Origin of the sequence: Rhizobium phaseoli, assembly GCF_010668805.1 — a bacterium.
Taxonomy (GTDB): domain Bacteria; phylum Pseudomonadota; class Alphaproteobacteria; order Rhizobiales; family Rhizobiaceae; genus Rhizobium; species Rhizobium phaseoli_A.
Map to the genome: position 1 here is coordinate 141,705 of NZ_WUFT01000009.1, position 14,178 is coordinate 155,882.

The following is a 14,178-nucleotide window of genomic DNA, read 5'->3' on the forward strand; positions in this document are numbered from 1 at the left end:
GGGATCAACGTCGATGCAGGCGATTGAGGATTGGCTAGGTCAACTCGGTCTTGGCAAGTACGCCGACACCTTCGTCGAGAATGACGTGGACCTGCGAGCGCTCGCTCATCTTGCCGAATCCGACCTTCTGGAGCTCGGCGTCTCGCTTGGGCACCGGAAGATTATTCTGGCTGCGATCAACGAACTTGCGCATCAACGTCCGGACGAGCAGCCTCCTGCTTTAGCCGCTACCGATGCAGAACCCGAAGCTGCGGCTGACCGGCGATTGCTCAGCGTGCTGTTCTGCGACCTGGTCGGGTCGACAGCGCTGTCAGCGCAGCTCGACCCGGAAGACATGCACGAGTTGACCCGCCGCTATCAGGATAGCGTCGCCGGGGCCGTCACGCGCTTCGGAGGCTACGTCGCGAAATATCTCGGAGATGGCGTGCTAGCCTATTTCGGGTGGCCTAGCGCTTACGAGGACCATGCCGAGCGTTCAATCCGGGCCGGCCTCGAGGCGATGGCCGCCGTCGACGCCCTGCAGCCGCCCAATGCGCAGCGACTGAAGGCTCGCATCGGCATCGCATCCGGGCACGTGGTCGTTGGCAACACCGACGGCAGCGCGAAGGAGCGGGCATCGATCGCGGGAGACACTCCCAACCTAGCATCACGCCTGCAGGTCGCGGCCGCCCCAGGCCAGATCGTGATCTCCGACAGCACCCGCCGTCTCGCCGGGCAGTCGTTCGAAATCGAGAGTCTCGGCGCACAGGAGCTCAAAGGCTTCACCTCGCCCGTTGCACTGTTTGAAGTCCGCGGTCAGCGAGAGGTGGATAGCCGTTTCGAAGCTGCACATGCCAGCGGGCTTTCGAAATTTGTCGGCCGCGTTAGTGAGATCGGCCTGTTGCTCGAACGGTGGGAGTTGGCGAAGGCCGGGCAAGGCCAGGCGGTCTTCCTGTCGGGGGAGGCTGGCATCGGGAAATCCCGCCTTGTCGAGACTTTCGAAGAACATCTGCAAGAGACACCGCATGATCTCATTCGATTGCAGTGTTCACCCTATCACGCTACCTCGGCCTTTTATCCGATCGTCGAGCGACTGAGCCGGGTCGCGTCGTTTGCCCCGACAGATGACTGGAACACGCGCGTCGAAAAGTTTCGCACCCTTGTTGGCCGCTACGGCGAAAGTCCTTCCGACGTTGGCGCGATCTACGCCGAACTGCTTTCGCTCGACGTCGGCGACGAGTTCAGACCTCCGGATATCTCCGCCCATCAGCGCAAGGAAATTCTCGTCCGCACATTGGTGAACCGTTTGCTCCTTGCCGCCAAAATCGCACCAGTGCTGATGGTTTTCGAAGACGCGCACTGGATGGACCCATCCACCAGCGAAGTGCTGAGGGAACTCGTCGGCCGGCTTCACGGGGCCGCTGCCCTCGTCGTCGTGACCCATCGACCGGAATGGAGCGCGGACTGGGCAAGCGGGCTGGCGCAGGCGACGACGCTCTCCGTTGGGCGCCTGACCAGGCAGCAGATGCACGAGTTGATCCAATCTATGGTGTCCGATATTCCCGAACAGCTTGCCGAACGGATCGCAGAGCGAACGGACGGAGTGCCGCTGTTCGTCGAGGAGTTGACCCGCTCTGTAGTGGAAAGCGGTAAACCGTCTGCGCTCAACGCAGAGATCCCCGACAGTCTGCAGGGCTCTCTGATGACACGTCTCGATCGTTTAGCGACGACGGCCAAGGAAGTCGCGCAAATTGCTGCCGTAATAGGCAGGGAATTCGATCGTGGCCTTCTTTCAAAGATCGCAGGCCTTGACGACCGGACGCTCGAGAAAGCACTGAACCAGCTCGAAACCAGCCAGATCGTCGTCGAAGGCGGCGTCTTGGACGATGCTCTCGTTTTTCGCCATGCGCTTATTCAGGATGCGGCCTACCAATCGCTCCTCAACCGGCGCCGGCGGCATTTCCACGAGAAGATCGCCAGGGTTCTCGTCGAACAATATGACGATGTCGCTGCCACGCAGCCCGAACTCATCGCCCAGCACTACGAGAAGGCGCAACGGATTGAGCTCGCGCTTCCCTACTGGTTGAAGGCTGGAGAACGCGCCCTTGCGCAATCAGCCAACTACGAGGCGGTCGACCATTTCCAGAACGCCTTGGCAATCGCAGAGCATTTGCCTGAAGGGCCTGCGCGGCAAAGGGACCTGCTCACCGCGATCCTAAAACTCGGCGACGCCCTTTTTGCTGCGGGTCGCATGACGGATTCGCTGGCGAAATACAGGCTGGCCGCGCCATTGGCACGCAAAGCGGCCGACACACAAGCCTTTATTCGCGCAGTGATTGGTCTAGACGGTACCAAATTCCTCTCCTCGAATTCGCTTGCCGAAACGGTGCCGCTTCTTGAGGAAGCCCTCGAGATGGTTGAACCCGCGGATATGAGTTCACGGTGCCAGCTTCTCAGCCGCCTTGCGCGGGCATACACCTACCTGAGCGACAGCAAGAAGGCTGCAAAATGCCATGATGAAGGAATAGAACTGGCCCGACGGGTTGGCGATAAGACTGCTCTCGTGGAGCTCTCCTCTCTGCCGTTCCTGACGCCGGCACCGGTCAAGTCCATCATGGAAAGAAACGACCGGATCGCTCGCATCGTTGAAGTGAGACGCCTCGCGGATGAGATCGATGACGATGATTTGCAAAGCCGAGCGCTTTCAGTTGACGCATATGTCTCCACGGAACTCGGCGATCGCGCGCGAGCCGATCGGGCGGTTGAGGCGCTGGACGAACTTGGTACTGAGCGGCAGCATTTGAACGTCCAGTTCTACGCTCGCACCGCAAAAGCGATGATGGCCATCCTCGATGGAAGGTTCACTGCCGCGGAGGAGCTTGCTGAGGAAGCGCTGAAGCTGGGTATGCGAACCCTTGGCGCTACGCCGGAGGGCGTTTACGGCATGCAGATGTTCGCGATCCGACGGGAGCAGAACCGCCTCTCCGAGGTCGCACCGATCATGAAGCTGCTGATTGACGAAAATCCGGAAGAGACCACCTGGCTACCGGGCTTTGCATTGGTTGCCTTTGACCTGGGCTATCGGGAAGCGGCCCAGCGGAGGTTGAGCGAGCTTGCCCGCAACCGCTTTGCCCTTCCGCTTGACGGAAAGCGGAGTGCCTCCCTCTCGTTCTTGACGGAAGTCGCCGCCGGTCTCGGCGACGCGGATGCTGCCCAGGCCCTCTATGAGCTTATGCTCGACTACAGGGAGATGACCGTCACGATAGGTATGGCGACCGTTTGCTTCGGCGCGGCAAGCCGCTATCTGGGAGTGCTGGCAACGGCGTTGGGCGAATTCGACAGAGCGTCGGAACACTTTGAGCACGCACTCGAGATGAACGCAGAGATCGGCTCGCGGCCGTGGCTCGCGCACACACAGGCAGATTATGCGGACTTGCTAATGAAAATAGGTAGCCGCACCGGGATAAAGAGAGCAATGTTGCTATCCGAGAATGCCCGGTCAACCGCGGCTGAACTGGGAATGGTCCGGCTGCAACAGCGACTGAAGCCAACGATTCATTAGGAAAAACGGCTGCTTTTGGTGGGAAGAAGGTCTCGTCATGCCACGCTACATCATTGAAAGAAATTTTGCGGAACAACTCAATCTATCGAAAGAGGGGGTCGAGCACATCAACCTGATCAATGACCAGGAAGGAGTGAAGTGGATTTTTTCCTTCCTCAGCGCGGACAGAAAAAAGACTTACTGCCTTTATGAGGCGCCCAATACGGACGCCATTCTCGCTGCAGCGCGGAAGAACAATGTTCCTGCGGATATGATCATTGAGGTTAGCGAGGAGATTGGTCCCAATATGTTTGCGTAGTGCTCCTCGGCCAAGCAGAGGCGTAAGGCGCTGTCGCGCGCATACTGTTCAGTCGGAACAGGTTCAGCGAGATATTCGTTAAACGGCAATGGCCGCTTCGGGCCGCGAGCGTCGCGACTGGTGGCGATCTAAGTTCCTGCCAAAGGGCTCCCCTGCTCCTTTAGTGCCGCTGCCTTGGCGACGTGGGCGCGAAAAGCTGCCAGAACGAACTGTTCGTCGTCGACATTCCCCTTCGTCCACTCGCCACGCCATCCTTGCTGTATCGTCTAGGTACGGACCGGCGATGTGGTGGCGCTGGCCGATTTCCCCGGCAGATGCGCGAGAAGAAGGACTGCGCCCTTCGAGCGAGCATCCAAGCGCCATCCGATACCGCGATGTTTGTGTCTCCCAAAGAATGAAAATCCTAAGATGCTCATCGAGACTGTTCATCCGTTTTCAACGGTGTCCGGTGGTCCACCACGCGAACTCGAAATTTTTTTTATGGCGATCTTGAAACCGAAAATACTGAAAACCAAATCGATGCCGTCGGCAGCCCATAAGGGGGCCGAAAGCCGGGGACGCAGGTTTCCGCCGCGTTCCTTCCATCTCGCTTCTAGGAGGTTTTGGTCATGAGAACTGAGTTTGACTTCGCACCGCTCTACCGGTCCAGCATCGGCTTCGACCGTGTTTTTTCGCTGCTCAACAATCCGCAGCGCCTGCAGGCTCTCGACGCCTGGCCGCCCTACGACATCCTCAAGGTTGGCGACAACGAGTACCGCATCGTCATGGCCGTCGCCGGCTTCGAGGATGGCGATCTCGACATCACGCAGGAACGCAACGTGCTTGTCGTCAAGGGCGGCAAGGCCGATGACGCCAAAGCGGAATACCTGCACCGCGGAATCGCTGGGCGCGGCTTCGAGCGCCGCTTCGAGCTTGCGGACCATGTGAGCGTGGAAAACGCTTCGCTGAAGAATGGTCTGCTGCACATCGAGCTGAAGCGCGAGATTCCGGAGGCGATGAAGCCACGCAAGATCGCGATTGGAAATGGCGCGCCGACACAGGTGCCGTTCCAGATCGAAGGTGAAAAGCAGGCCGCGTAAAGGTCGATCGATGGAGGGCGCGGGCGACGCTTAGGCGTCGCCCGCCGAAAACGATGAATGCATTGGATTTCGATAAACCAGATTGCTTCGGCGCTGCAGACCTGCGTGTCTGCCAGGGCGTGTTCGACATCGTCGCTGCAGAAGCGGGAGTGGAGCCGACGTCCGAGGAGGGCGAGCGCATAGCCGCCATTCTCGTGCAGCTCTATCGCCAAGGAGTGAAAGAGCCCGATCGTCTGCGGGTTATGGTCGAATCCGCCCGCGGTATTCATTTTCCAAAAGCTGCATAAGGGGCGGGACGCCGCGACAGCGGCGTCTTTGTCTGACTTGTTCAGATCCGTGGGCAAGCTGTTTCGGAGCAAGGCGCCTCTTGGCAGGCCAACGTCATCTTTTCGTCATGAGAACGCGGGCCGGGTTTACTTAGCGCTTGTCGAAGCGGATATGCGCCCGGCGCGTCGATCCGAGCGAGAAGGCGTGGATCATTGTCGGCTTCTCGATGGCATGGTGGTCCTAGGTGCAGACGTCGGTTGAAGACAATGTTGATCCCAGGAGAGGTTTCGCACTTTAGATTGGGTGAGCTTCGCTGGAGATTGGGTGAGCTTCGCTGGCAGCCTAATTTTAGAGGCGCGGGGTCTAGAATTTCGAGCGCTCAGCCTAAAATGAGATGGAGGGCGATCAGGTCACAGATAGGCATTGCACAGGCGTTCGCTTTCTTTAAAACGAAAGTAGATCGAAAGGTGCCAGCTCATGTTCTTGACCGACCGGCAAACTGAAATCGTGGCGATAGCGAAATCGAGCGGCAGGGTCCTGGTCGAGGAGCTCGCTTCCCGCTTTTCAGTGACGCCGCAGACGATCCGCAAGGACCTGAACGATCTCTGCGATGCGCAGGTCCTGACGCGCATCCATGGCGGCGCCACATTTCCGAGCGGGACCGAGAACGTCAAATACGAGGCGCGAAGGCAGATCGCGGCGTCCGAGAAACAGTCGATCGGCATGGCTGCAGTCGAGCTGATACCGAGCGGAGCCTCCCTGTTCATCAATATCGGAACGACGACCGAGGCGGTGGGCGAGGCGCTCGCCAACCATCACGAGCTGATGGTCATCACCAATAACATCAATGTTGCCAACAGATTACGATTGCTGCCGGCGATCGAGGTGGTGATCGCCGGTGGGGTGGTGCGCGGTTCGGACGGCGGCATTGTCGGCGAAGCGGCGGTCGATTTCATCCGCCAGTTCAAGGTCGATTACGCCGTCATCGGCGCATCGGCAATCGACGTCGATGGCGCGCTTCTCGACTATGATTTTCGCGAGGTCAAGGTCGCCCAGGCGATCATTGCCAATGCCCGGCATGTCATTCTCGTTGCCGATTCCACCAAGTTCGAACGCACCGCGCCGGTCAGAATCGGCCAGCTTTCCCAGGTTCATACCTTCATCACCGACCACTGTCCGGTGCCGTCGATCCGCAATCTCTGCCTCGAAAACAATGTGAAGCTGATCGAAACCAACGGCAGGATTCGCTAAGGGCGAGGAAGCGAGCCACTCCAAAACTGCCATCTGCGAAACATTCGTTTGACATTCGTATTCCTTTCGTTTTAACTGCCTTCACTTTCGCAATCGCGAAAGTTTTGTGCGATGCGAAATCACGCGCAGGCTCGGAGGGGCAATTGGGCCGGGAGATCTACGACATATTCGTCATCGGTGGCGGCATCAACGGCTGCGGCATTGCGCGCGATGCTGTCGGGCGCGGTTATTCCGTGGCGCTGGCGGAGATGAACGACTTCGCCTCTGGCACCTCGTCGGGCGCCACCAAGCTCATTCATGGCGGCCTGCGTTATCTCGAGCATTACGAGTTCCGTCTGGTGCGGGAATCGCTGATGGAGCGCGAGATCCTCTGGGCGATGGCGCCGCACATCATCTGGCCGCTGCGCTTCGTGCTGCCCTACCATAAGGGCGGCATCCGGCCGGCCTGGCTGATCCGGCTCGGCCTCTTCCTTTACGACCATCTCGGCGGCCGCAAGCTGCTGCCGGCGACATCGGTGCTCGACATGCGCCGCGATCCGGCCGGAAAGCCGCTGAAGGCGCTATTTGCCAAGGCCTTCGAATATTCCGACGGCTGGGTCGATGATGCCCGCATGGTGGTCCTGAACGCCCGCGATGCCGCCGACAAGGGGGCGACCATCATGCCGCGCACCAAAGTGGTGTCGGCAAGGCGCGAGAACGGCCTCTGGCACATCGAGACCACCGATACGGCCACCGGCCGCAATGACAGCCACCAGGCCCGCATGCTGGTCAATGCTGCCGGTCCCTGGGTTGACCATGTCATCCGCTCCGCCTTCGGCCAGAACGAGGCTCACCATGTGCGTCTCGTCCAGGGCAGCCATATCGTCGTGAAGAAGAAGTTCGATGGTCCACGCGCCTATTTCTTCCAGAATCCCGACAACCGCATCATCTTTGCGATTCCTTACGAGGGCGACTTTACGCTGATCGGCACCACCGACCGCGATTACACCGCCGATCCCAAGGATGTTCGGATCTCCGAGGAAGAGACCATCTACCTGTGCAATGCGGCGTCGGAATATTTCAATGAGCCGGTCAGGCCGCAGGATATCGTCTGGACCTATTCGGCGGTCCGGCCGCTTTATGACGACGGTGCTTCGAAGGCGCAGGAGGCGACGCGTGACTATGTGCTGAAGTTGGACGGCGAGGGAAGTAGCGCACCGCTACTCAACGTCTTCGGCGGCAAGCTCACCACCTATCGCCGGCTTTCCGAACATGCGCTTGAGAAGATCGGCGCTGCGATCGGCGTCAAGGGCGCCCCGTGGACGGCCAAGAGCCATCTGCCGGGCGGCGACTTCCCGGTCCAGGGTTACGACGCCGAGGTCGCCGATCTGAAGCGGCTTTATCCGTTCCTCGCCGATCAGCATGCCCGCCGGCTGGTGCGCCGTTACGGAACGAGGGTCAAGGCGCTGCTCGGTGAAGCCCGCGGCGTCGACGATCTCGGACGGCTGTTCGGCGGCGATCTCTACGAGGCAGAGGTCACCTATCTCGTCAAACATGAATGGGCCCGGCACGCCGAAGACGTGCTGTGGAGGAGAACAAAGGATGGTCTGCGCCTTTCGAGGGAGCAGGCTCAGTCACTGGAGGAGTACATGGCTGCCATGCCGGCGATGGCCGGATAAGGGCAACATGTGATCCCCGATGCGTGGAGGCACGGGAACAGGAATGCTGGAACTGCGGAAGGCCGCAAAGATGGTGGGAGGAGACTATCATATCCACCCGACCGATCTTGTTTTTGAAAGAGGAACGCTGAACGTTCTGCTTGGGCCGACCTTGTCGGGCAAGACCTCGTTGATGCGTCTGATGGCCGGCCTTGATCGGCCGACAACGGGTACGATCCATTTTGATGGTGCTGACGTGACAGCTATGCCTGTCCAGAAGCGCAACATCGCTATGGTCTACCAGCAGTTCATCAATTATCCGGCATTGACGGTCTACGAGAATATTGCCTCGCCGCTGCGGATTGCCGGCAAGGATGCCAAGGTCATCGATCTGGAGGTCCGCAAGGCTGCCGAACTTCTGAAACTCGGGCCTTATCTCGATCGTACGCCGCTCAACCTCTCGGGTGGCCAGCAGCAGCGTACCGCACTTGCCCGTGCACTCGTAAAGAATGCGAGCCTTGTTTTGATGGACGAGCCGCTTGCCAACCTCGACTACAAGCTGCGTGAGGAGCTGCGGCAGGAATTGCCGCGCATCTTCGCGCAGTCCGGTGCGATCTTCGTCTATGCCACGACCGAACCCTCCGAAGCCTTGTTGCTGGGCGGCAATACGGCAGCGCTCAGCGAGGGCCGGATCACCCAGTTCGGCCCGACGGTCGAGGTCTATCGCCATCCGCTCGATCTGACCACGGCGAAAACCTTTGCCGATCCGCCGCTGAATTTCATTGATCTGGTCAAAGCGGAAGGCAATTTCCTGCGCGACGGCGCTCTGATTTTTGCCGTGCCGCCGCATCTTCAGAATGTGCCGGACGGGCCGGCGACCATAGCGTTTCACCCGCATCATCTTGCACCAACCGCCCAGACGGCTGTTTCGGCGCGGATGACGGCACGAACGCAGGTTTCGGAGATCACCGGGTCGGAAAGTTTCGTGCATCTGCAATTTGCCGACACCCGCTGGGTGATGCTTGCGCACGGCATCCACAATATCGACCCGGACACGGACATCTCCGTTTTCATCGATACGCGCCACCTGATGGCATTCGGCGCGGACGGCCGGGCGATCACCACCGCCAGGCAAGGGGGTTAGGAGAAGATCATGGCACGTATCACCCTCGATCATATTCGCCATGCCTATGGGCCGAACCCGAAGAGCGAGAAGGACTACGCTCTCAAGGAAGTGCATCACGAGTGGAACGATGGCGGCGCCTATGCGTTGCTCGGACCTTCGGGCTGCGGAAAGACCTCGCTGCTCAATATCATCTCGGGCCTCATTCAGCCGTCCGAAGGGCGAATTCTCTTCGACGGACAGGACGTTACGAACCTGCCGACGCAGCAGCGAAATATCGCGCAGGTCTTCCAGTTCCCGGTCATCTACGACACGATGACGGTCTACGACAACCTCGCCTTTCCCCTGCGCAACCGCGGCGTGGCCGAGGCGGATGTCGACCGACGCGTCCGCGAAATCCTCGAGATAATTGATCTTGCAGACTGGGCCAAGCGGCGCGCGCGCGGCTTGACGGCGGACCAAAAGCAGAAGATTTCGCTCGGCCGCGGCCTCGTGCGCTCGGATGTGAACGCAATTCTTTTTGACGAGCCGCTCACCGTTATCGATCCGCATATGAAATGGGTGCTGCGATCGCAGCTAAAGCGACTGCATAAGCAGTTCGGCTTTACCATGGTCTACGTCACCCATGACCAGACGGAGGCGCTGACCTTCGCCGACAAAGTCGTGGTGATGTATGACGGCGAGATCGTGCAGATCGGCACGCCAGCCGAACTCTTCGAGCGTCCGAGCCATACCTTCGTCGGCTATTTCATCGGTTCGCCGGGCATGAACTTCATTCCGGCCAAGGTAGAGGGCAGTACGGTTCGCGTCGGCGAGCACGCGCTGACGCTCGACTATGCGCCAAAGACTTCGGCGGCGGCCAAGGTCGAGCTTGGAATCCGACCCGAGTTTATCCGGGTCGGCCGCGAGGGTATGCCTGTGACGGTCAGCAAGGTTGAAGACATCGGCCGGCAGAAGATCGTCCGCGCGCAGTTTGCCGGCCAGCCGATCGCGATCGTGGTTCCTGAGGACGAGGAAATTCCGGCCGATCCCCGGGTGACCTTCGAGCCATCGGGCATCAGTATCTATGCCGACTCTTGGCGCGCCGGACCGGAGGCTTGATCATGGAAAAAACCTGGAACAACAAAGCCTGGTTTCTGGTTCTGCCGGTCCTCGTGCTGGTGGCTTTCTCGGCTGTCATTCCCTTGATGACGGTTGTGAACTATTCCGTTCAGGACACTTTCGGAAACAACCAGTTCTTCTGGAACGGAACGGACTGGTTTACCGAAATCCTGCATTCCGACCGCTTCTGGGCCGCCCTGCAGCGAAACCTGATTTTTTCGTTGATCATTCTCGCTCTTGAGATTCCGCTCGGTATCTTCATTGCGCTCAACATGCCGAAATCAGGCATCGGCGTGCCGGTATGCCTGGTTCTGATGGCACTGCCGCTGTTGATCCCGTGGAACGTGGTCGGCACGATCTGGCAGGTGTTCGGCCGCAACGACATTGGTTTGTTCGGCTATTACGTCAACGCCATCGGCATCGATTACAACTATGTGCAGGATCCGCTCGACGCCTGGGTAACGATCATCATCATGGATGTCTGGCACTGGACGAGCCTGGTCGTCTTACTCTGCTATGCCGGCCTGGTTTCCATTCCGGATGCTTTCTATCAGGCAGCCAAGATCGACGGTGCGTCCCGTTGGGCAGTGTTCCGCTATATCCAGCTGCCGAAGATGAAGCGCGTTCTTCTGATCGCCGTGCTGCTGCGTTTCATGGATAGTTTCATGATCTACACCGAGCCTTTTGTCGTCACGGGTGGCGGTCCGGGCAACTCGACCACTTTCCTGTCGATCGATCTGGTCAAGACCGCCCTCGGACAGTTTGATCTCGGTCCGGCAGCTGCCATGTCGCTGGTTTATTTCCTGATCATCCTGCTGCTTTCGTGGGTGTTCTACACCGTCATGACCAGCCACGACGCGGAGAATTGAAATGAGCGTCTCCAACGAAACGACATCGAGCCGAAACATCCCAGGCGTTACCAGTGTCGCAAGCGGGCTCTCCGCCGATGAAGTCAGCCGTCTGATGCGCCGGCGCGGCGAGGAATCGCGCTGGTGGTGGCTGGTTCCGACGATCTATATCATCGTGCTGTTGCTGCCGATCTATTGGCTCGTCAACATGAGCTTCAAGACCAATGCGGAAATCGTCAATTCTCTGACGCTTTATCCTCATAATCCGACGATCGCCAATTACGTGACCATCTTCACGGAGAAGGCGTGGTATTCCGGCTATATCAATTCGATCAGCTATGTCGTCATGAACATGGTAATCTCGGTGACAGCCGCGTTGCCGGCGGCCTATGCCTTCTCCCGATATCGGTTCCTCGGCGACAAGCATCTGTTCTTCTGGCTGCTGACCAACCGGATGGCGCCGCCTGCAGTCTTTGCTCTGCCGTTCTTCCAGCTCTACTCAGCTTTTGGACTGATCGATACGCATATCGCCGTGGCCTTGGCGCATTGCCTCTTCAACGTACCGCTGGCGGTCTGGATCCTTGAAGGCTTCATGTCCGGCGTGCCGAAGGAAATCGACGAGACGGCCTATATCGATGGCTACTCGTTCCCGCGGTTCTTCCTGAAGATCTTCACGCCGCTGATTGCGAGCGGCATAGGTGTCGCCTGCTTCTTCTGCTTCATGTTCTCTTGGGTCGAGTTGCTGATCGCACGAACCCTGACGACGACCGACGCGAAGCCGATCGCCGCCACAATGACCCGCACCGTCTCTGCATCCGGTATGGATTGGGGCTTGCTCGCCGCCGCGGGTGTTCTGACCTTGATCCCGGGAGCGCTGGTGATCTGGTTTGTGCGCAATTACATCGCCAAGGGCTTTGCCCTGGGGAGGGTTTGATGAGCTTTTCGCTTCCCGATTTTTCATGGATGGCATGGACCTGGCCGACGGCCGCTTTCTTCATCGTCATCGCATTGCTGCTGATCGGCATGGGGATATGGGAATATGCGGTGCCGGGCGGCAATCCGCGGATCGGAATCCTGCGCTTCGAGACGACGCGCGGTGACCGGCTTTTCCTTTCGCTGCTCGGCGCAGCGTTCATTCATCTTGCATGGCTTGGGCTCGGTGGGCCCAACCTGTGGTGGGCTCTTGCCATCTCCGTGGTCTACGCCATCGGCGTGTTCCGCTACGTGTGACGGTAAAGTGAAGACAGATGGCCGGGGGTCCTTGGCCGCCTGAGACGTGACTGCAATCGCAAACCCTGGGAGGATATTATGCGACGGCACTTATTGACGACGACAGCAGGCTTGCTGCTGGCGATGACCGCATCGGCCTATGCCGGCATGGACGAGGCTAAGACTTTTCTGGACAAAGAGATCGGCGACGTGTCGACGCTCTCTCGCGCCGACCAGGAAAAGGAAATGCAGTGGTTCATCGATGCTGCGAAGCCTTTGCAGGGTATGGACATCAAGGTTGTCTCGGAAACCCTGACCACTCACCAGTATGAGTCCCAGGTTCTGGCTCCGGCCTTTACTGCGATTACCGGGATCAAGGTCACTCACGACGTCATTCAAGAGGGCGACGTTGTCGAGAAGATCCAGACACAGATGCAGACCGGCCAGAACCTTTATGACGGCTGGGTCAACGACTCCGACTTGATCGGTACGCATTGGCGCTATCAGCAGGTGCGCAACCTGACCGACTGGATGGCCGGCGAAGGCAAGGACGTTACCAACCCCGGCCTCGATATCAACGACTTCATCGGCACCAAGTTCACGACGGCACCGGACAAGAAGCTCTACCAGCTTCCCGACCAGCAGTTCGCCAACCTCTATTGGTTCCGCTACGACTGGTTCAACGACGAGAAGAACAAGGCCGATTTCAAGGCGAAATACGGCTACGATCTCGGCGTTCCGGTCAACTGGTCGGCCTATGAGGACATCGCCGAATTCTTTACCGGCCGCGACGTGAACGGCAAGAAGGTCTTCGGCCACATGGACTACGGCAAGAAGGACCCGTCGCTCGGCTGGCGCTTCACTGACGCCTGGCTTTCGATGGCCGGCAATGGTGACAAGGGTCTGCCGAACGGTCTTCCGGTCGACGAATGGGGTATCAAGGTCGACGAGAAGTCGCGTCCCGTCGGCTCGTGCGTTGCCCGCGGTGGTGACACCAATGGCCCGGCTTCCGTCTACTCGATCCAGAAGTATCTCGATTGGTTGAAGGCCTACGCACCGCCGGAAGCTCAGGGCATGACCTTCTCGGAATCCGGTCCGGTTCCGGCACAGGGTAACGTCGCGCAGCAGATCTTCTGGTACACGGCCTTTACAGCAGACATGGTCAAGCCTGGCCTGCCTGTTATGAACGAGGACGGCACGCCGAAATGGCGCATGGCACCGAGCCCGCATGGCGTTTACTGGAAAGACGGCATGAAGCTCGGTTATCAGGACGTCGGTTCCTGGACGCTGATGAAATCGACCCCGACGGACCGTGCGAAAGCTGCCTGGCTCTATGCACAGTTCGTGACCTCGAAGACGGTTGACGTGAAGAAGAGCCAACTCGGTCTCACCTTCATCCGCGAATCCACCATTCGCGACAAGAGCTTTACGGAGCGTGCTCCGAAGCTCGGCGGTCTGATCGAGTTCTATCGTTCGCCGGCCCGTGTTCAGTGGTCGCCAACCGGCACCAACGTTCCCGACTATCCGAAGTTGGCTCAGCTTTGGTGGCAGGCTATCGGTGACGCCGCTGCCGGCGCCAAGACGCCGCAGGAAGCCATGGATTCTCTTTGCGGCGAGCAGGAGAAGGTCATGGGCCGTATCGAGAAATCGGGCGTCCAGGGCGATATCGGCCCGAAACTGGCCGAAGAGCATGATCTCGCCTATTGGAACGCGGATGCGGTAAAGAAGGGCAACCTTGCGCCGCAGCTGAAGATCGAGAACGAGAAAGAAAAGCCGGTCACCATCAACTACGACGAACTCGTCAAGAGCTGGCAGTCGAAGTAA

Annotated in this window: 12 protein-coding genes; all 12 read left to right on the forward strand. The window is 59.0% G+C overall.

What is annotated here, in order from left to right:
- Positions 1-13 precede the first annotated feature (13 nt).
- The gene (locus GR197_RS15805; RefSeq protein ID WP_164011147.1) at positions 14-3,541 is read left to right on the forward strand and encodes an adenylate/guanylate cyclase domain-containing protein; all 3,528 of its coding nucleotides are present in this window, start codon (positions 14-16) and stop codon (positions 3,539-3,541) included.
- A 37-nt stretch (positions 3,542-3,578) separates the two neighbouring features.
- Entirely contained in the window at positions 3,579-3,839 is a 261-nt protein-coding gene (locus GR197_RS15810; RefSeq protein WP_164011149.1) for a DUF4242 domain-containing protein, read from the forward strand.
- Between the two features lie 608 nt (positions 3,840-4,447).
- On the forward strand, positions 4,448-4,918 hold the full coding sequence (locus tag GR197_RS15815) for an Hsp20 family protein (RefSeq protein ID WP_164011151.1): 471 nt from the start codon (positions 4,448-4,450) through the stop codon (positions 4,916-4,918).
- A 53-nt stretch (positions 4,919-4,971) separates the two neighbouring features.
- Positions 4,972-5,205, forward strand: coding sequence for a hypothetical protein (locus GR197_RS15820; RefSeq protein WP_164011153.1), 234 nt, complete (start codon positions 4,972-4,974; stop codon positions 5,203-5,205).
- Positions 5,206-5,662: 457 nt separating this feature from the next.
- Positions 5,663-6,436 carry a DeoR/GlpR family DNA-binding transcription regulator gene (locus GR197_RS15825; protein WP_164011155.1) on the forward strand — a complete coding sequence of 258 codons (774 nt, stop codon included), beginning with the start codon at positions 5,663-5,665 and terminating at the stop codon, positions 6,434-6,436.
- 143 nt (positions 6,437-6,579) lie between these two features.
- A complete protein-coding gene (glpD, locus tag GR197_RS15830; protein ID WP_164011158.1) occupies positions 6,580-8,094 on the forward strand; it encodes a glycerol-3-phosphate dehydrogenase in 1,515 nt (504 codons plus the stop codon).
- 43 nt (positions 8,095-8,137) lie between these two features.
- Complete coding sequence (locus GR197_RS15835; RefSeq protein WP_164011160.1) at positions 8,138-9,217, forward strand: ABC transporter ATP-binding protein; 1,080 nt, start codon at positions 8,138-8,140, stop codon at positions 9,215-9,217.
- A gap of 9 nt (positions 9,218-9,226) precedes the next feature.
- Positions 9,227-10,297, forward strand: coding sequence for an ABC transporter ATP-binding protein (locus tag GR197_RS15840; RefSeq protein WP_164011162.1), 1,071 nt, complete (start codon positions 9,227-9,229; stop codon positions 10,295-10,297).
- 2 nt (positions 10,298-10,299) lie between these two features.
- A complete protein-coding gene (locus GR197_RS15845; RefSeq protein WP_007637179.1) occupies positions 10,300-11,166 on the forward strand; it encodes a carbohydrate ABC transporter permease in 867 nt (288 codons plus the stop codon).
- A gap of 1 nt (position 11,167) precedes the next feature.
- Positions 11,168-12,079: a carbohydrate ABC transporter permease gene (locus tag GR197_RS15850; RefSeq protein WP_164011164.1), complete on the forward strand. Its 912-nt coding sequence runs from the start codon at positions 11,168-11,170 to the stop codon at positions 12,077-12,079.
- Entirely contained in the window at positions 12,079-12,375 is a 297-nt protein-coding gene (locus tag GR197_RS15855; protein WP_164011166.1) for a DUF2160 domain-containing protein, read from the forward strand. Before GR197_RS15850 ends, GR197_RS15855 begins: the two co-directional genes overlap by 1 nt.
- Positions 12,376-12,453: 78 nt before the next feature.
- Entirely contained in the window at positions 12,454-14,178 is a 1,725-nt protein-coding gene (locus tag GR197_RS15860) for an ABC transporter substrate-binding protein (protein ID WP_164011168.1), read from the forward strand.

What these genes read in the sequence shown, in the direction of transcription:
- GR197_RS15805 (WP_164011147.1), top strand. Translation starts at nt 14, where the DNA reads ATGCAGGCGATTGAGGATTGGCTAGGTCAACTCGGTCTTGGCAAGTAC.
- GR197_RS15810 (WP_164011149.1), top strand. Translation starts at nt 3,579, where the DNA reads ATGCCACGCTACATCATTGAAAGAAATTTTGCGGAACAACTCAATCTA.
- GR197_RS15815 (WP_164011151.1), top strand. Translation starts at nt 4,448, where the DNA reads ATGAGAACTGAGTTTGACTTCGCACCGCTCTACCGGTCCAGCATCGGC.
- GR197_RS15820 (WP_164011153.1), top strand. Translation starts at nt 4,972, where the DNA reads ATGAATGCATTGGATTTCGATAAACCAGATTGCTTCGGCGCTGCAGAC.
- GR197_RS15825 (WP_164011155.1), top strand. Translation starts at nt 5,663, where the DNA reads ATGTTCTTGACCGACCGGCAAACTGAAATCGTGGCGATAGCGAAATCG.
- GR197_RS15835 (WP_164011160.1), top strand. Translation starts at nt 8,138, where the DNA reads ATGCTGGAACTGCGGAAGGCCGCAAAGATGGTGGGAGGAGACTATCAT.
- GR197_RS15840 (WP_164011162.1), top strand. Translation starts at nt 9,227, where the DNA reads ATGGCACGTATCACCCTCGATCATATTCGCCATGCCTATGGGCCGAAC.
- GR197_RS15845 (WP_007637179.1), top strand. Translation starts at nt 10,300, where the DNA reads ATGGAAAAAACCTGGAACAACAAAGCCTGGTTTCTGGTTCTGCCGGTC.
- GR197_RS15850 (WP_164011164.1), top strand. Translation starts at nt 11,168, where the DNA reads ATGAGCGTCTCCAACGAAACGACATCGAGCCGAAACATCCCAGGCGTT.
- GR197_RS15855 (WP_164011166.1), top strand. Translation starts at nt 12,079, where the DNA reads ATGAGCTTTTCGCTTCCCGATTTTTCATGGATGGCATGGACCTGGCCG.
- GR197_RS15860 (WP_164011168.1), top strand. Translation starts at nt 12,454, where the DNA reads ATGCGACGGCACTTATTGACGACGACAGCAGGCTTGCTGCTGGCGATG.